This is a genomic window from Tunturiibacter psychrotolerans, assembly GCF_051013365.1.
In the GTDB taxonomy this organism is placed as follows: Bacteria; Acidobacteriota; Terriglobia; order Terriglobales; family Acidobacteriaceae; genus Edaphobacter; species Edaphobacter psychrotolerans_A.
Genome location: NZ_CP132941.1, coordinates 3,389,287 through 3,407,438 on the forward strand (window position 1 = coordinate 3,389,287; position 18,152 = coordinate 3,407,438).

Genomic DNA, 18,152 nt, shown 5'->3' on the forward strand with positions numbered 1-18,152 from the left:
AACATCTTCGGAGATCCTCTTTTGATGAACGTTCGATACACCTTACTCTGCGCCGCAGCCCTGACCTTGGGAACACAAACCGCAGCCCACTCACAGGCGCCTTCCGACAACAGCATCCGCATGAATCAGATTCAGGTCATCGGTTCTCACAACAGCTATCACGCCGGAATTGCACCTAGCGAATCCAAACTCCTGAGCGAAAATAATCCCAGACTCTATCAGGCGTTCGAGTACCGCCATCGCCCTCTCGATCAACAACTCAACTCAGGCATCCGCCAGATCGAGCTCGATATCTACGCCGACACCAAGGGTGGTCTCTACGCGCACCCCAACGGCCCCACAACTGTTGCCGCAGCCGGCCTGCCTGCCGATCCCGACTTCGATCCGCAGGGTCTTATGAGCAAGCCCGGCTTCAAGGTCATGCACGTTCAGGACTTCGACTACCGCAGCACCTGCCAGCCCTTCATCGCGTGCCTTCAGATCGTTCGCACCTGGTCCAAGGCTCACCCGCAACACGTCCCCATCTACATCCTGCTCGAAACCAAGCAAAGTGATCTCCCAGACAAATATCACGCCGCTCCCACCGAAAAGTTCACCTCAGCAACATTCGACGCGCTCGACGCGGAGATTCGCTCGGTCTTCTCATCGAAAGAAATCATCACGCCCGACCAGGTCAGAGGAAAGCACAAAACTCTCGAAGAGGCCGTGCTCCAGAATCAATGGCCCACCCTCAAGAAAGCCCGCGGAAAAATCGTCTTCTTAATGGACCAGCGCCCCGTAGGCCCGGTCTACCTCGAAGGACATGACGGGCTACACGGCCGCGTTATCTTCACCAACGCCGTACCCGGTCAACCCGACTGCGCCTTCACCGAAGAGAACGACGGAACCCAGGAGACCATCGCCGCACTGGTCCGCAAAGGCTACCTCGTACGCACCCGAACCGATGCCGATACCAAAGAGGCTCGCACCGGCGACACAACTCGCCGCGACACTGCACTCTCCAGTGGCGCTCAACTGCTCAGCACAGACTATCCAGCGTCAGAGCCATCCACCTGGACCAGCTACTCCGTCAGTCTGCCTGACAACGCCATCGCTCGTTGCAATCCAGTCAACGCACCGACGGAATGTTCAAACAGCGCGCTAAACTCTGCAAACGGTAACTAAGACAAACGGTAGCCGCAAATCGTCAAACCATAAAACGAAAGCCCACATCGACCTTGAGATGTGGGCTTTCGCATTGAGTTACAAATTAAGTTACAAATTATCTCTAGACCCCATCAGCTGCAAACAACTGAAGCAAAGCATCGCTCGCCTCCTGCACATCGCGGATCTTGAACTCCGGGTCAAGCTGCAACGCCTTCGCCCTCGGCGCTAATGCCGTCAGCGTCTGCACCACTGTCTCAGCCGACAGATGCGGTGTACTCGGTCCCACCAGAATGTACTCCACGCCATCCACCTGCAGCAGGGTCTTCGCATCGCGTAATGAGCAACTCGATCTCACATCGTAGCCATGTTGCGTCAGCACGGCTCTCACAAATACGCAAAGATCCGCCGACTCATCCACCACAAGCACCCGTGGCCCCTCTCTCTTCTTCGCCGCCGTCGCTGGCCGCTCCTTCAGGTAAGACTGGATCGCCTCCTCCTCCGTCGCATAGCTCTCCAGAGAAGCCGATACCTTCGTCATCCTTAGCAGATCCACAAGAAACTGCGGCGGCGCAGCCAGCCGAAGGTCCCCACCGCGTCTTCGCATCCGTTCGGCGTAACGCATCAGAAGCCCCAGCCCAATACTGTCCAGCCGGCTTATTCCGCTCAACTCCACCACCAGCTGCGAAAACTCCCACGCGCCACCCTCCAGCGCCACCTCCAGCGCCTTCGCCTCTTCGCCTAGGACAATACGGCCCTTGCATCGGATTAGATAGACTTTCCCAACGTGACGCGACACCAGAGTTAGCAGCATGAAATCCTCGTCAGCCAGGTTCTTCGCGAAACTCACCCTCACCACTGAGAGAGATCACCTGGAGCTGTGGTGCACCCATCATCGCACCGACTCGCCGCGGCTTCAGACGCCTCTGAAAATAATTCAAAAAATCTTCGCCGAATTTGGCGTATGAGTTATATCCAATTCGCTACAATTAAATAAGAGATCAAAACCAAGGGCTGCCTTCAGCGAAAGCTGCGGCAGCCCTTCGCATTTAACGTCCACAACGGACCACCAACGCACCACGAAAGGACCACCAACGCTCCACATCATGCACCAAGCCAATGAGAAGGGAAGTGAAACGTCCTCTTTCTAACTCCAACAAAACAAGTATTTTAGCCGTAACCCTCATGGATGCAATATTTTACCGGCACACCCTGCCGCTAAGCTATTGCATCCATTTCACTTATCCCCAAAATACCCCTGGGTGGGGGAGGGGGGTACCAACCGCACTTCAGGAGCCAAAAATGGAAACCGCCATCTGCCGTCATATCAAAACCAACGGACGTCGCTGCAAGTCACCCTCCCTGCGCCTCTCTGCCTTCTGCTACTTTCACTCCCGCCTCCTCCGCCGCCACAGACATCTCGTTGAAACCGCACCAGTTCTATCCGCAAACCGCGCCAACCCACCAGCCTCCGCCGCCGAAACAACCCAATATCTCCCCGAAGCCCTATCCCTCGAACTCGACCTCCCGCCCCTTGAAGACGTCGAGTCCATCCAGGTCTCTATCTCCCTCCTTGTCGCTGCCCTCGCTCGCAACCGCATCGACTCGAAGCGCGCCGCCGTGCTGCTCTACGGTCTCCAACTCGCCTCCACAAACGCCCGCTCGGTAACGATCGAACCCGCCGCCGCGTCAATCGTCCGTACCCTGGCCCGCACCAAATCCGGCCGGGACCTGGCAGTCGACGGAACTAGTTCTCAGCCAAGGACGTAAGACAGGTAAAGTTGTGCCATGGAAGTAGCTCTCAAACTCGATCCGGTCTCCCCGATAGCTCTCTATCGCCAGATCTACGATGGCCTGCGCGACGGGATCATCGGGCGGCGGTTTGAGTCTGGCACCAAACTGCCTGCCTCCCGGGCTCTCGCCGCATCCCTTGGTGTCTCGCGAATTACCGTCACCGAGTGTTACGAGCGGCTCATCTCCGAGGGATATCTCGAGACCCGGCGCGGCTCCGGAACCTTTGTCTCTACCAGGCTTCCGGAATGGGACATGTATGCCACCAATTCGAACGTCGCTCTCGTTCCGCAAGTCGAGAGCGACGTTCCCAAGCGACTCTCCCGATACGGCCAGCTCCTCGACACGCCACTCCGTCCACCCGTCCCACCCGAGATCATTCGGTTGGATTCCCACGGACCCGATGTAGCCGCTTTTCCGATCAAGCTCTGGACCCGGCTTCTGGTTCGGCGCATGCAGGAGGGTGCCCTGAGCCTTCTGCAATACACGCAGGAGTGGAGCGGCAGTACCGACCTCAAGATAGCCGTGGCTCAGTATCTGCGTGTGTCACGCGCCGTCGTATGCGACCCCAGTCAGATCATCATCACCAGCGGATCGCAACAGGCCCTTTACTTTGCAGCAAGAATCTTCCTCGATCCATCGGACTACGCCGCGATGGAAGCTCCGGGGTATCGTTTCGCGGGACGAATCTTCGCCTCCCAGGGAGCTACCGTGCTGCCGATCCCGGTCGACCGGAACGGCATGCAAATCTCGCAGCTCAAAAAGCACAGCGACAAAGCGATAAAACTCGTCTATGTCACGCCTTCGCATCAATATCCACGCGGCGTCTCCCTCTCCATCTCCCGCCGCATGGAGCTACTGGCATGGGCCACGGAAACCGGCGCACTCATCTTGGAGGACGACTACGATAGCGAGTATCGGTACAACGAAAGGCCCCTCCCCTCCATTCAGGGGATGGTGCCGGATGCCCCCGTACTCTACGTGGGAACTTTTTCCAAGCTGTTATTCCCCACCTTGCGGCTGGGCTACCTCGTTGTCCCCCCCGGCTTCCAGAACATGTTCACAGGAGCCAAGCTACTCTGCGACTTTCAAAGCTCTTCCATCGACCAGCGCATCCTCACCGACTTCCTCACCGAAGGCCATCTCGAACCCTACGTCCGAAAGATGAGGATCATCTACGGCAACCGGCGTGCGGTGCTTGTCGAATCATTGCAAAAGCACTTCGGGCGAAAAGTTACGGTCTATGGAGACAATGCAGGTATGCATTTCCTGGCCGACTTCGAGATCGAACTCTCGGAACAAGATGCTTTCGACCGCGCAGTTGCCGCCGGGGTCCGGGTAGAACGCCTTTATTGGCCCGCCTCTTCTGAGCTCCACCGCCCGGGCCACGTGCAGTTCGTCTTCACCTTTGCCGCAGTCAACGAGAGCGATCTGGCACTCGCAGCAGAACGCCTCGCAGGCGCCTTCCTCACGTAACAGAGTTTGTCGCCGATTGCAGAACCGGATTTTAGGCATTGGCTATAAAAAGTTTTCACCAGGTGGCACTGGTATTCTCTCCCGCGCCTGCATAACTTCGATGACAGGACCTAGCGGGCTTCTGATTGTTCCGAAGCCTGTGGATTGCAATTCCATTTGGAGAAAAGAAACAGAGCCAGTGACGATGCTCTGTTCAAGGAAGAGCCGTTAGACCTCGCCGGCGAAACGAGACGTCTTCGGTGACCTTATCTCGCGGCCGGAACCTCAGGGTGGGCTCGGAGGCCGGCCGTCGATCTTGTGTGCCACTTTGCCAGTGGTCGAATCGATACCCGAAAATCGAATATTGATGTACCGTGGTCGTTGCTGGTCGTAAACGCCGCCGAACTGCGCTGCGAATCGAACAGAAGTAGGAATAGGTTGGACAGCTCAGCAGCGAACGAGCTAGGCCAACCTTGCTTCTTTCAGAAAAAAGGACTCCGATGAATCGTTACACACGTAGAAACTTTATCCAGTCTGCCACCGCCGCAGCTGTCTACAGCTCCTCTCTCCTTCGCTGTAATCGATTGATGGCATCGCCCTTTGGTCTGCCGATCGGCCTTCAGCTCTACTCCGTTCGCGAGATGATGGCGAAAGACTACGAAGGAACGCTCAAACAGATCAGCGCCCTGGGCTATCAAGAAGTTGAAACGGCGGGCTACTTTGACCACTCGGCCGAACAAGTCAAAAGTGCGATGTCGGCTGCGGGGCTGAAATGCGTGAGCGCCCACTACCCCTACACAAGTCTGAACAAGGACTTCGACAAGATCGTCGCTTTCAACAAAGAGATTGGCGTGCAGTACATCATCTGCGCCTTCCCGGGAATCAAAGACCCATCACGGCTGAAAGACACGTCATATCGCACGCAGATTACCTCCTTCACCCTTGAGGACTATCGCTGGAACGCTGATCAATTCAACAAGTTTGGAGAAAAACTGAAGGCCGCCGGCATGAAGTTCGGTTATCACAACCATACGATGGAGTTTGCTAAACAGGATGGGGTTGTCCCATTCGACGAGATGGTTCGCCTGACCGATCCTGATCTTGTCACCTTCGAAATGGACTGCGGATGGGTCATCGTGGGTGGCGCCAATCCAGTGGATTATCTGCACCGCTATCCCTCTCGAATCTCAATGCTTCATGTCAAGGATTTCAAGCACGTCGAGAAGCCGGCATCCACGCTCGAACCACCTCCAGCTGCTGAGTTGGGGCGAGGAACCCTGGATTATCGCCCGGTTTTTGAGGCGGCGAAGAGAGCAAACATCAAACACTATTTTGTTGAGCAGGAGGAGTTTGACCTCCCGCCAATGGAATCTCTCAAGATCGACGCCGACTACATGAAAAATCTGACCGTCTAAGCAGCTATAACGACGAACTCGCAACCGCTCCCTGCGGGACTGCACCGCTAGATGGCAATCTCTTTCTGTTCTTTTTTGCCACGAGAACGGGGACAGCCGCGATTGGAGTTTCGTCCGCGAAAGCCACCGGACACTCCAGGTCTAGTAGTCGTATTACTATACTAGACGTTTAGTTTATAATTATGGAAGATTCTGAGTCTCGGATCAGTAGATTTGAATCGAAGAGCACATAGGTGTTGGCACATTCTGGCATTTGTGCGACCTGCGAGTACACACATGCGGCAACAGCAAGACCTCGAATACGCGGATGAGCCAAAGAAGCGGGGCCGACATCGCAGTCTCGAGGCAAAAACGGCCATCCTGAAAGCAACGCTTCAGTTGTTGGAGCGCGAGTCACTGCGAAAAGTGACAGCTGATGCGATCGCGAGACGGGCAGGGGTTAGCAAGGCCACGATCTATAAGTGGTGGCCCAACAAGAGCATGGTAGCCCTCGACGCGTATCTCGCTGGAATGACAGAACGGGTTGCGATGCCGAATACGGGATCTGCAAAAGAAGATTTTACGCAGCAATTGAAGTCTTTAACCGCTTTCTACACGTCTACGCTAGGAAGACTTTTTTGCCAGTTTATTGCGGAAGGACAGAGTGATGCGGCGTTTCTTGCATCATTTCGAGAGCGTTTCCTCTACGCTCGAAGAGATGCCGCGAAGATCATGTGGCGGCGAGGCGTAGACCGTGGCGAGATCCGGAGTGCCGTCGACGGAGACATCGTTCTCGACATGATTTATGGGCCAATAATCTTTCGACTTCTCGCCGGCCACGGTTCGTTGAATGACTCGGAATCCGAGGCAATTGTAGAGGCTGTATTTATTGGTTTGAGGCGGCTGGACTATCAAAGACCCGCGAAAAAGAAGACGACAAGGCGCCTCGTAAAACGCCGCAAGGCGCATCTTTGAGTCCTGCACCGCTTGGACGTCATCAGATTTCTAAACGCTTGGTTCTGTGTATGGTGCCAACTAGCCGGTCTGTGTTAACAACTCTCGTGGAGCCAAAGCTACAGTCGTTCACGAGAATGTATCGTCTCAAGGAGCTTTGATGTGGATCGTTCGTCTCGCGCTTAGGAGACCTTACACTTTTGTCGTCTTGTCGCTACTGCTGTTCATCATCGGCCCCGTGGTCATGCTGCGCACGCCGGTCGATATCTTTCCGAACATCGATATTCCGGTCGTATCCGTCGTATGGAACTACGCGGGACTCTCGCCCGAGCAGCTAAGCGATCGCATCGTGCTGCCCTTCGAACGAAACCTGACGACAGTAGTCAACGACATCGAACACACCGAATCACAAACACTGAGTGGCGTCTCTGTCGTAAAGATCTTCTTCCGTCCGTCTGTAAATATCTCGCAGGCCGTGGCGCAGGTTACAGCCATTGCGCAGACAGCGCTTCGTCAGTATCCGCAAGGAACGCAACCGCCGCTGGTCATTCAGTACAGCGCTTCGAGTGTCCCAATTTTGCAGCTCGGATTGTCGGGCCAGGGTCTGAGCGAACAACAGCTCTATGACTTTGGTGCCAACTTCATTCGCACCCAACTGGCAACCGTCCAGGGCGCTTCCACCCCATTTCCCTACGGCGGCAAGCAGCGCCAGATACAGGTGGATGTAGATACGCAGAAGCTGCAGGCCTATGGACTCTCCGCTTCAGATATCGTGAACACCGTCTCAACGCAGAACATTATTCTGCCGGCGGGCGACATGAAGATGGGGCACGTCGACTACCAGGTAGAGACGAACAGTGCACCGAGTTCCATTGCGGCGTTGAACAATTTGCCTATTAAGACGGTAAACGGATCAACAACTTATATCCGCGATATAGGAAATGTTCGCGACGGCTTTCCTCCGCAGACGAACATCGTGCGTGTAGACGGGCAACGTGCCGCGTTGATGACGATACAAAAGACCGGGAACGCCTCGACGTTGCAAATTATCTCCGACGTGCGCGCCCAGCTTCCGTTGATCGCAGCTCAGTTGCCTCCAGCTCTTAGAATGCAGCCGATTGCTGACCAATCCGTCTTTGTCCGTGGAGCAATCAGCGGAGTTGTTCGCGAAGCCCTCATCGCCGCTTGCTTGACGGCCGCAATGATCCTGATATTTCTCGGAAGCTGGCGCTCGACCATCATTATCGCCGTCTCCATCCCTCTGTCCGTAATCTGTTCCTTGCTGATGCTCGCCGCGCTCGGCGAAACGATTAACATCATGACCCTCGGCGGCCTCGCGCTGGCAGTCGGTATTCTTGTCGATGACGCAACCGTAGAAATTGAAAATATTAATCGAAATCTGGAGGAGGGAAAAGAAGTCGAACAGGCGATTCTCGATGGCGCTGCTCAAATTGCCGTTCCGGCTTTCGTCTCGACGATCTCGATATGCATCGTCTTTGTCCCCATGTTTTTCCTGGGCGGCGTGGCGAGATATCTATTTGTTCCACTCGCCGAAGCAGTAGTATTCGCAATGCTCGCGTCTTACTTCCTCTCCAGAACCATCGTTCCGACGATGGCAAAATACCTGCTAAAGCCGCATGAAGAGTCGCATGCAACCCATGTCAGCCGCAATCCACTCGTTCGCTTTCAGCTTATCTTTGAACGATACTTCGAAAAGTTGCGCACCTGGTATCACGGTTTACTAAGCTTCTGCCTTGAGTATCGGGGTGCATTTCTCTTTTCAATCGCTGGATTCTGGATCGCCTCTCTGGTCCTCCTCTACCCATGGTTGGGTCAAGACTTTTTCCCGTCGATCGACGGGGGACAATTCAAATTGCATGTCCGTGCGCAAACTGGCACACGAATTGAAGACACTGCCCGACTATGCGATCACATCGAGGATGTAATTCGCAAAGAGATCCCTGCTGCAGAACTTACTTCGGTGATCGATAACATCGGAATCCCATACTCCGGCTTGAATCTCTCCTATTCGAACTCCGCTCCGGTCGGAACCGCGGATGCAGATATCCTTGTGTCGCTTGATGAAAAGCATCATCCAACAGCCGGCTATACACACGAACTGCGAGATAAGCTCACCCAGCAGTTTCCGGGAACCGAGTTCTACTATCTGCCGACGGACATGGTCAGCCAAATCCTGAACTTCGGTTTGCCGGCACAGATTGACATTCAGGTAGTGGGTCAACAGCTCGCGCAAAATCGAGTCGTGGCCGAACAGATGATGCAGGAAATCAGCCACATCCCCGGCACCACCGACCTGCGAATTCAACAGCCATTCAACCTTCCTACGTGGAACATTGATGTCGATCGCACTCGTGCGCAACAGGTGGGCTACAGCCAGCGAGATGTGGCCAACAGCGTGCTTACGAGTCTCAGTGGAAGCTTTCAGACCAATCCAACGTTCTACCTCAATCCTCAAAATCACGTTAGTTACAACGTCGCCGTTCAGACCCCTCAATATAACGTTCAAAGTCTGCAACAACTCGAAAACTTTCCGATCGCGACGAACGGCTCGGGACAGCAATTTCAGATTCTCGGAAATCTCGCCTCAATTCGAAGAACGGCGGAACAAGGCACCGTAAGCCACTACAACGCACGTCCCGTCATCGATATCTATGGTGCGGTCGAAGGGACAGACCTCGCAAGCGTTTCAACCAAAGTGGAACAGATGGTCAAAGACCATAAAGGTACGTTGCCTCGCGGAACCGAGGTCTATGTTCGCGGACAGATCCAGACCATGCATACATCTTTCACCGGACTGGTCTACGGACTTCTCTTCTCGATCGTCTTGGTCTATGCGCTGATCGTGGTCAACTTCCAAAGCTGGCTTGACCCATTCATCATCATTGCGGCGCTCCCCGGCGCCTTGGCCGGAATCGTGTGGTTGCTCTTTCTAACCCATACCCACATCAGCGTCCCTGCGCTCACCGGCGCAATTATGTGCGTGGGGGTTGCAACAGCTAACTCAATTCTGGTGGTCAGTTTTGCAAAAGAGCAGATGGACCTCGGACTGAGCGCTACGGACGCCGCTCTCACAGCCGGCTTCACGCGGTTCCGTCCCGTCATTATGACGGCACTCGCAATGATCATCGGCATGGTTCCCATGGCTCTTGGACTCGGCGACGGAGGCGAACAGAACGCACCGCTCGGTCGTGCAGTCATCGGTGGCCTTTTGCTGGCAACCTTTGGAACACTGACTTTCGTTCCTGTCTTCTTTGCGTTCATGCATCGAAATGATGCTCTCGTAGTGAAAGACTCGGAAGACGGAGCAGATACGGAAGAGGGATTATGAGTGATCCACGATCATTCAAACCTACTGAACACCGCGCCAATAGCGCATTTGGAGAGATGGCAATGAGCGCCGACGAACAGACGACACCAAAAGCAAGTCCAGAGCAAAGCTTAGCCAAAGAGCAAGCAGCTCCTCACGATGCTCAACAGAAAATACAGGAACCGCCGAAAATCTCGCGCAGATCACTGCTCTCCCTCGTCGTGATCGTGCTGGTCGTCGCTGTGGTCATCGCGGTCTTTGGCATCGTCTCCCGCAAACACGCAAGCGCTGAGTTGAAGACGTACACCGAAAACACGTCCGCTCCGCCTGTGACTCTGGAGAAGCCGGTGATGCAGAAGGGTGGTCGCGAGATCGTACTTCCCGGCAACATGCAGGCCTTCACCCTGGCGCCGATCTACGCCCGCACAACCGGCTATGTAAAGGCCTGGTATCACGACATCGGAACGCCTGTGCGCAAAGGCGAGTTGCTTGCTGTCATTGAAACCCCGGAGCTGGATCAGGAGCTTGCCTCGGCAAAAGCAGACCTCGCGACGGCAAAGAGCAATGCAGGCATTGCAAAGGTGACTTCGGATCGCTACAGCGACCTGATAGGCCGCAATGCTGTCTCGCAGCAGGACACCGACACTGCGGCCCAGGCACTGGAAGCGAGAAACACTCAGGTAGCTTCGGCACAGGCGAACGTTCAGCGGTTGGAGGAACTGGTCTCCTTTGAACGCATCATAGCCCCATTTGATGGTGTGATTACTGCACGTAACCTCGACATCGGACAACTCATCACCGCGACAGGGAGCACCTCGACCTCCGGCGGCGCAAGCTCGGCCAACAAGGAGATATTCGATATCTCTGCTGTCCGCACTCTCCGCGTATTCATCAACGTGCCGCAGATATATTCACCGGATGCCAAGAATGGAACGATCGCGAAGTTGACTCTGCCCCAATACCCAGGCCGCACCTTTGAAGGTAAGCTGGTGCGTTCGTCAGACGCAGTCGATCCTGCGACGCGAACTCTGCTCGCCGAAGTAGACGTGGACAATCGGTCGGGCGCGCTGCTGCCGGGAAGTTATACCGAAGTCCATCTCAACGTGTCCAGCGAAGCGCCCGTTTTGGTAGTGCCGGTCAGCGCATTGATCCTGGAGCCGGATGGATTGCGGGTTGCCACCGTCGATGCAAATCATCACGTGCACATGGCGCGCATCATGCCCGGTCGCGACTACGGGACGACAGTCGAAGTTCTAGCCGGCCTCAAGCCCGAAGATTCCATCGTCGGAAATCCCCCTGATTCACTGACCGACGGAGAAGAAGTTCGCGTCGTTACTCCCAACAATCAGAATCAGGCTGCGGAGGGCAAGCGATGAAGGTCCGCAATCTGTTAGTCCCTGGTGCGCTGCTCGGCGCCATGGCGATAAGTGGTTGCAAAGTTGGACCAAACTATAAGGTTCCAACCATGCCGGCCCCTCCTGCTTTCTCGGACGAAGGCCACAACGGCGACTGGGCCTCAGCGAAGCCCGCAGACGGAGTCGACCGCGGAATTTGGTGGGCAGTCTATCAGGACAACGAACTAAACGATCTCGAGCAACGATGCGCGACTGCGAACCAGAACATCGCCGCCGCTCTCCAGGCCTACGATCAGGCTCACGATCTTGTTCGAGAAAATCGTTCTTCGCTCTACCCCACCGTATCGCTCGGCGCCGGCGCATCGCGCAATCGAATCTCGAACAATGCTCCTTTGAGACCGGTAAACACGGCCGCAAGCTACTGGGACTTTCTCATTCCGCTCAGCATCTCCTGGGAACCGGATCTCTGGGGCGGCATTCGTAGGCAAATTGAGTCGAGCGCAGCCAATGCGCAAGCCACATCTGCGGATCTAGCCAACACTCAGCTCAGTCTCCAGGGCCTGCTCGCCGTAACCTTTTTTCAAATCCGGGGCCTCGACCTTCAGATACAACTTCTAAGATCGACGATCGATGCCTATACCGAGGCACTCCAGCTTACAGAGGATCGCCTGAAAGGCGGGCTAAGCTCGGATAGTGATGTCCAGCAGGCGAAGGCGCAATTGGAAGAGACTCGAGCTCAGCTCATCGATATTGGAGTACAGCGCGAACAGTTCGAACACGCGATCGCCGTTCTCATAGGGGAACCCGCAACAGGCTTTCACATTGCAGAGCATCCGATTCTCGGCAACCCGCCTTCGATCCCCACTGGTGTTCCATCGGAACTGCTCCAGCGCCGTCCGGACGTTGCGGCCGCAGAACGTCGTGTTGCCTCAGCGAATGCTCTGATCGGCGTCGCAAAGTCCGCCTACTACCCCAACGTCTTTCTTGGTGCTGGCGGGGGCGTGCAAAGCACTACAATCAGCAAGCTCTTCGACTCAGACAGCACGCAATGGAACGCCGGCCCCTCGGTCAATGAGATTCTCTTCGACGCCGGCCGCAGAAAAGCCCAGATGGACTTATCAATAGCGCAGCGAGAGCAAGCCACGGCTCTCTATCGCGAGCAGGTGCTCTCAGCTTTTCGCGATGTAGAAGACCAACTTTCGGCTTTGAGAGTGTTGGAACAAGAGGCATCGGTGCAGGACAGAGCCGTCGACGCAGCGAAAAAGAGCACAGAGCTCTCGACTCTTCGCTACAAGCGCGGACTCGCCCCTTACCTGGAAGTGCTGACGAATCAGACCATCGAGTTAACGGATGAAAGAGCCGCCGCATCTTTGGTTGCTCGGCGGATTGTAGCAAGCACCCAGCTGCAGATGGCCCTCGGCGGAGGCTGGAACTCCGCACAACTCCCCCCGAACTAGAGCCGCAGTTCATCGAGCCGCAGCGTCACTGAAATCGGTTTTCTTTCGACGAAGAGAGCGACATCAATCTCCTCGTCGGAAGAAAATCTAGACTATCGCCGACGCGATAGGGAAGTGTCGGTAGAAATTAACCGATGCCTGGCTCATTACTATTGCCGCTTTGGCAGGACACTCCAAATAGCATTGTCTTCCTGACCGAGAACCCATGCACAAATACCCTGTAGACGCTGCTCCTTAGCCAGATTGTAGCGATCGGCAAATCCGCGTTTTTCGGTGTAGAAGATCCACTCGCGCATCTGGTCCCGATAAAAGAAGAAATAAGCCGAGTGATCCACTGGGTCCCACTGTTCATGACCGTCGTAGGTATCGCGAAGCGTCTGGACGTCGGCTGCGCTGATGTAGTCTGCCGTGATATTTGGCTTCTGTTCCTTCTCGTTCAGCCCCGGGTCACCCGCATACCAGTGATAGCCATAGAGTGCGATACCAAGCGATAACTTCTCCCTCGGTACTGCCTTCAACGCATAGTCAAGATTCTCATTGGTCCATACCCATCCCCCGACTGGCCCAGGTGTAGTCCATCGCGTGTGTTGGTCATACGTCATCAGGCAGATCAGATCAACCGAGTCACTGAGCGCCTTCAGGTCGAACACTCCACGCCAATCCGCGAAGATCCATTTGCTGAAGGCGCTATGCCCCGGGTGCCCAGGCGCGTTAGGAACTACCGCGATCTGCAGTTGCAGGCGTTCCCGGTGCATGGCGTCGGCGATACGTTTCACAGCAGCCGAAAGAGCATCACGGTCAGTCCACGAGATGTCCTCGAAGTCGAGCTGGAAGCCGTCGTAGCCATTCTGCTTGCACTCAGAAATCAACGATCCGATCAACGCAGTCTGCGCCTTATCGCTGGTCAGTAACGAGTGGACGCCGGTCTTATCGAAGATAGCGATGATGGGAAACAAAGCGATGTGCCGCTGCTTCACAACGTGTATCACAGCCGGATCCGGCTCGCCATACACCAGTCCATTCGCATCCACGCCATACCACGTCGGCACGATGATATCGATCTTGGTCTGATGCTCCATGAAGTCGCGAACCGAATCCGGATGGTCAGTCATATAGAACAGCGTCTTGGGCTGCGCGAAGACCGCTGGCACAAGAAAAAGAAGGCAGAGCAGAAGTTTCGTCATCAAGGCCTCATCAAACGGGCTGAAACAAGATTGATAAAATCGAGCGGCTTAGGCGCTCTCAAGGGTCAAAGATGGCGGCACGTCCGCTGGTTGGGACCCAAACGCAAGATTCGGCTTGTCCCCCATCTCGAAGACGATGCGTGCCCCGTTCACAATATCCCGATGGTTGAACCAGGATTTCGTGTAAGGCCTTCCATTGAAGGTCACAGATTGAATGTATTGATCAGTCGCCGAGTGGCGATGCGCGACAATCTCAAGCTGCTTGCCGTTGCCCAGTTGAACACTCACTTGATCGAACAACGGCGTGCCGAAGACGTAGTTGCCGCTCACCGGGTCAACAGAATAAAAGCCCAGCGAACTAAGAATGTACCAGGACGACATCTGGCCCACATCTTCGTTGCCCTGCAACCCGTCCGGAAGCGCGGCATACATCTTCTCCATCAGCATGCGCACGCGCGCCTGTGTCTTGTGCGGCTGCCCCGCATACGAATAAAGATAAGCAATATGATGCGATGGCTCGTTGCCATGCGCATACTGGCCCACTAGTCCCGCAATATCTGGCGGAGCATCTGCAGGCAGAGTCGAAGGCTGATCGAACAACTCATCGAGCTTCACGAGAAACTGCTTCTGCCCACCCAGTATCTCAATCAACCCCGCCGCGTCATGCTGAATCCCAAACGTAGTCTGCCATGAGTTCGACTCAGTAAAGTCGCGCCACTTCTTCGTCGTTCCCATCTCGATTGGATCGAAGGGCCCAGCCCATTCCCCATTCGCCAGCTTAGGCCGCGCAAAGTTTATCGAGCGGTCGTAGTAGTTGCGATAGTTGCGCGAGCGCTCAACCAGCATCGTCGCATCGTCCGCACGGCCAAGCTTCTTCGCGACGTGCGCAATCGCCCAGTCGTCATAGCAATACTCGAACGTCTTACTGACTGACTCTTCTTCGAGATCGCACGGGATGTAGCCCTTCGAACGGTAATAACCGAGACCACGATAGTCATCCACCATCGCACGTTTCATCATCACCTTGTAGGCGCGCTCATAGTCCACTCCCGCAATGCCTTTGTTGCATGCCTCCGCAATCACGGCCGCGGAGTGATAGCCCGTCATTGTCCCGGTCTCGCAACCCTGCAGCGGCCAAACCGGCATTCCGGCGGGACTTTCTTCCGCCATGCGGATCAAAGCGTTTGCAAAGTCCGGCACCCGGTCGGTCGCGATCAGCGTATACAGAGGGTGGGCGGCGCGATAGGTATCCCACAGCGAAAACGCAGTATAGTTTCGTTGTCCGCTCTGTAGTTGATGAATCTGCTTATCCATCCCCCGATAGCGCCCGTCGACATCATCGAACAGCGAAGGCCCAACGCAAGCGTGGTACAGCGCCGCATAGAAAATCCGCTGATGCGTCTCGTTCTCCGTTTTGATCCTGATGCGCGAGAGTTGTTGGTTCCACTTTTCGCGTGCAACGCGACGAACCTTTTCGAAGTCCCATCCCGGAAGCTCAACCTTCAGATTGTTCGCTGCAGACTCTGCGCTCACTCCGGAGATTCCCGTCTTCACCAGAATCACCGGATTCTTCGCCGTATCAAAGAACAGAACGCACTTTAGAGATTTGCCCGTCAGAGGCTGTGTCCCATCCGGAACCTCTACCCCCTCCCGATAAAACACAACCCGAGTCGGCTGTTGAGAAAACTTCATCGTGAAGTAGATCTGCCGTCCATCACCCCAAGCCTTCGTGGTGCGCCCCCCAGCCAGCGTATCCGGTGCGGTACGCTCAAGCGAAGACGTGACCACGGCTGACTGCCCGTTATAGGCATAACTATGTTCGAGGTCGACGATAATATGACCCGACTTCGGAGCATCCGCTCCCACCGGGAAGCTATACCGATGCAATCCAGTGCGCTCCGTCGCAGTCAATTCAGCGCGAATCCCGTAATCCTTCAGCAGAACAGAATAGAAGCCAGGCTCGGCATGTTCGTCCGCATGGTCAAACCGCGACCTATAGCCCTCGTCAGGATTACTCCGCGGACCAGGCACAATCTTCGACTCACCGGTCCCAGGCATCACAAGAAAGTCGAGTAGATCGCCACAACCCGTACCGCTCAGGTGCGTGTGGCTGAAGCCCATAATCGAAGTGTCGGAGATGTGATAACCCGAGCACCAGTCCCATTGATCGTTGAAGGTGTCCGGACTGAGTTGAACCGCACCGAATGGCACCGTGGCTCCCGGAAACGTATGCCCATGCCCGCCGGTTCCAATTCTGATATCAACCAACGACGCCGCATCGAACGTGGTACCTGCGGCTTTGGAACCGTGAATGATCTTGCCGAATGCGCTTGTCTCCGTCGCACTAACCGCACAGGCCGCCGAGACGCCGCCGAGGAATGTTCTTCTTGAAATCACTGATGCTCCATGAATAACCGACTACAAAAGATGGAAGTCGCTCAGACGCCTCTGTCATCGCAACCCATACTGTGTATTGACGTAGACTAAACCGAATTGAGTAGTAATGATCAAAATATTGACGGATTATCGACCAAAAAGTCATCCACGTGAAATATTAGTAGGTGAAGCCAAATTTTTCACGCTCTCAAGGTATCGATCACCTCTATTATCCAGGAACCAATCGATCAAAAGATGACACACAACGAAATCAGCCGCCGCGAGATGCTGCGAATGGCAGCAGGAGCCGCAGCATCCCTCACCCTACGGCCTTCGACAGCTTTGGCAGCCACTGCGCCACCTTCATTCACCTCCAAACGCCCCTCCCTCCGGGACAGAAAATTTCGCAGCACAGCCGTAGAAGCCTACCTCACAAACATGAGCAGTAAAATCGGTGACCCCGAACTGGCGTGGCTCTTTCAAAACTGCTACCCCAACACGCTCGATACCACCATCGAGTTCGGCGCCTTCGAAGGCAAACCGGACACCGCAGTGATCACAGGCGACATTCCCGCGATGTGGCTGCGCGATTCTTCCGCTCAGGTGTGGCCCTATCTCCCGCTGGCTGCAAAGGACGCGGAACTCCGCAAAATGCTCGAAGGCGTCATTCGTCGCCAGGCGAGGTGCATCCTCATCGACCCCTACGCGAACGCCTTCATGGCCGACCTCGACGCACCTCCGCTCGAGTGGAGCAGAACCGACGCAACCGACATGAAGCGCGGCGTAGGCGAGCGAAAGTGGGAACTCGACTCGCTCTGCTACCCAATGCGCCTCTCTTACGGATACTGGCGCGCAACAGGAGATACCTCTCCGTTTGACGAGACCTGGCGCTCCGCGATGACGCTCGCGGTCCAGACAATGCGCACTCAACAGCGCAAGCAAGGCCTCGGGCCCTATCACTTCCAGCGAACCTCAAAGATCGCAACCGAGACATTACCTTGCAACGGGTACGGCGCGCCGGTCCAGCCTGTGGGTCTCATCGCATCTGGCTTCCGGCCGTCAGATGACGCCTGCACCTTCCCATTCCTCGTCCCCTCGAATCTGTTCGCAGTCACAACCCTTGGCTATCTAGCCCAGATGGCCAACGAGATTCTGCACAACTCAGCTCTCGCAAACGAAGCCACCGACTTATCGAGCGAAGTATCGAAGGCTCTCCAACAACACGCCGTGGCACAGACCCCCCAAGGCACCATCTGGGCCTACGAGGTAGACGGCTATGGCAGCCAACTCCTGATGGACGACGCCAACATCCCAAGTCTTCTCGCGCTCCCATACATTCACAGCTCCCCCGACCAGGCTCTCTACGCCCGCACCCGAAGCTTTGTCTGGAGTGAACGCAATCCATGGTTCTTTAGGGGAAGCGCAGGCGAGGGCATTGGCGGTCCGCACGAAGGCAAAGACATGATCTGGCCCATGGCCATCACCACCTACGCGCTTACAAGCCAATCGGACAAAGAGATCGCTCACGCCCTCGCCATGCTGAAACACGCCAGCGCCGGATCAGGCTTCATGCACGAGAGCTTCAATCGCAACGACGCCACAAAGTTCACAAGAAGCTGGTTCGCCTGGGCAAACTCGCTATTCGGCGAACTCATAGCAAACCTGGCCACGACACATCCCGCGTTGCTTCAGGCCAGCCCATCATAACTCCGCCG

The 18,152-nt window shown here is 55.5% G+C and carries 12 protein-coding genes; 9 read left to right on the forward strand and 3 right to left on the reverse strand.

Annotated elements, in window-relative coordinates; translation table 11 throughout:
* Positions 1 to 24 precede the first annotated feature (24 nt).
* Positions 25 to 1,164 carry a phosphatidylinositol-specific phospholipase C1-like protein gene (locus RBB76_RS14050; protein ID WP_429634482.1) on the forward strand — a complete coding sequence of 380 codons (1,140 nt, stop codon included), beginning with the start codon at positions 25 to 27 and terminating at the stop codon, positions 1,162 to 1,164.
* A gap of 103 nt (positions 1,165 to 1,267) precedes the next feature.
* Here RBB76_RS14050 and RBB76_RS14055 read toward each other — a convergent pair whose 3' ends face one another.
* Complete coding sequence (locus tag RBB76_RS14055; RefSeq protein WP_429634483.1) at positions 1,268 to 1,957, reverse strand: STAS domain-containing protein; 690 nt, start codon at positions 1,955 to 1,957, stop codon at positions 1,268 to 1,270.
* 488 nt (positions 1,958 to 2,445) lie between these two features.
* Between RBB76_RS14055 and RBB76_RS14060 the strand changes: the two genes are divergently transcribed.
* From RBB76_RS14060 to RBB76_RS14090, 7 genes are all read left to right on the forward strand, one after another.
* A complete protein-coding gene (locus tag RBB76_RS14060) occupies positions 2,446 to 2,913 on the forward strand; it encodes a hypothetical protein (protein WP_429634484.1) in 468 nt (155 codons plus the stop codon).
* An 18-nt stretch (positions 2,914 to 2,931) separates the two neighbouring features.
* The gene (locus RBB76_RS14065) at positions 2,932 to 4,410 is read left to right on the forward strand and encodes a PLP-dependent aminotransferase family protein (protein WP_429634485.1); all 1,479 of its coding nucleotides are present in this window, start codon (positions 2,932 to 2,934) and stop codon (positions 4,408 to 4,410) included.
* Between the two features lie 479 nt (positions 4,411 to 4,889).
* Positions 4,890 to 5,804 carry a sugar phosphate isomerase/epimerase family protein gene (locus RBB76_RS14070; protein WP_429634486.1) on the forward strand — a complete coding sequence of 305 codons (915 nt, stop codon included), beginning with the start codon at positions 4,890 to 4,892 and terminating at the stop codon, positions 5,802 to 5,804.
* A 276-nt stretch (positions 5,805 to 6,080) separates the two neighbouring features.
* Positions 6,081 to 6,758, forward strand: a complete 678-nt coding sequence (locus RBB76_RS14075) for a TetR/AcrR family transcriptional regulator (protein ID WP_429634487.1) — start codon at positions 6,081 to 6,083, stop codon at positions 6,756 to 6,758.
* Between the two features lie 139 nt (positions 6,759 to 6,897).
* Entirely contained in the window at positions 6,898 to 10,086 is a 3,189-nt protein-coding gene (locus RBB76_RS14080) for an efflux RND transporter permease subunit (RefSeq protein WP_429634488.1), read from the forward strand.
* A gap of 62 nt (positions 10,087 to 10,148) precedes the next feature.
* Positions 10,149 to 11,441: an efflux RND transporter periplasmic adaptor subunit gene (locus RBB76_RS14085; RefSeq protein WP_429634489.1), complete on the forward strand. Its 1,293-nt coding sequence runs from the start codon at positions 10,149 to 10,151 to the stop codon at positions 11,439 to 11,441.
* Entirely contained in the window at positions 11,438 to 12,877 is a 1,440-nt protein-coding gene (locus tag RBB76_RS14090; RefSeq protein WP_429634490.1) for an efflux transporter outer membrane subunit, read from the forward strand. Before RBB76_RS14085 ends, RBB76_RS14090 begins: the two co-directional genes overlap by 4 nt.
* A gap of 149 nt (positions 12,878 to 13,026) precedes the next feature.
* Here RBB76_RS14090 and RBB76_RS14095 read toward each other — a convergent pair whose 3' ends face one another.
* A complete protein-coding gene (locus RBB76_RS14095; RefSeq protein ID WP_429634491.1) occupies positions 13,027 to 14,061 on the reverse strand; it encodes a glycosyl hydrolase family 18 protein in 1,035 nt (344 codons plus the stop codon).
* 48 nt (positions 14,062 to 14,109) lie between these two features.
* Positions 14,110 to 16,458, reverse strand: coding sequence for a GH92 family glycosyl hydrolase (locus RBB76_RS14100; RefSeq protein WP_429634492.1), 2,349 nt, complete (start codon positions 16,456 to 16,458; stop codon positions 14,110 to 14,112).
* 234 nt (positions 16,459 to 16,692) lie between these two features.
* Here RBB76_RS14100 and RBB76_RS14105 point away from each other — a divergent pair, with 234 nt between their 5' ends.
* Positions 16,693 to 18,144: a glycoside hydrolase family 125 protein gene (locus RBB76_RS14105; RefSeq protein WP_429634493.1), complete on the forward strand. Its 1,452-nt coding sequence runs from the start codon at positions 16,693 to 16,695 to the stop codon at positions 18,142 to 18,144.
* The last annotated feature ends 8 nt before the right edge of the window (positions 18,145 to 18,152 follow it).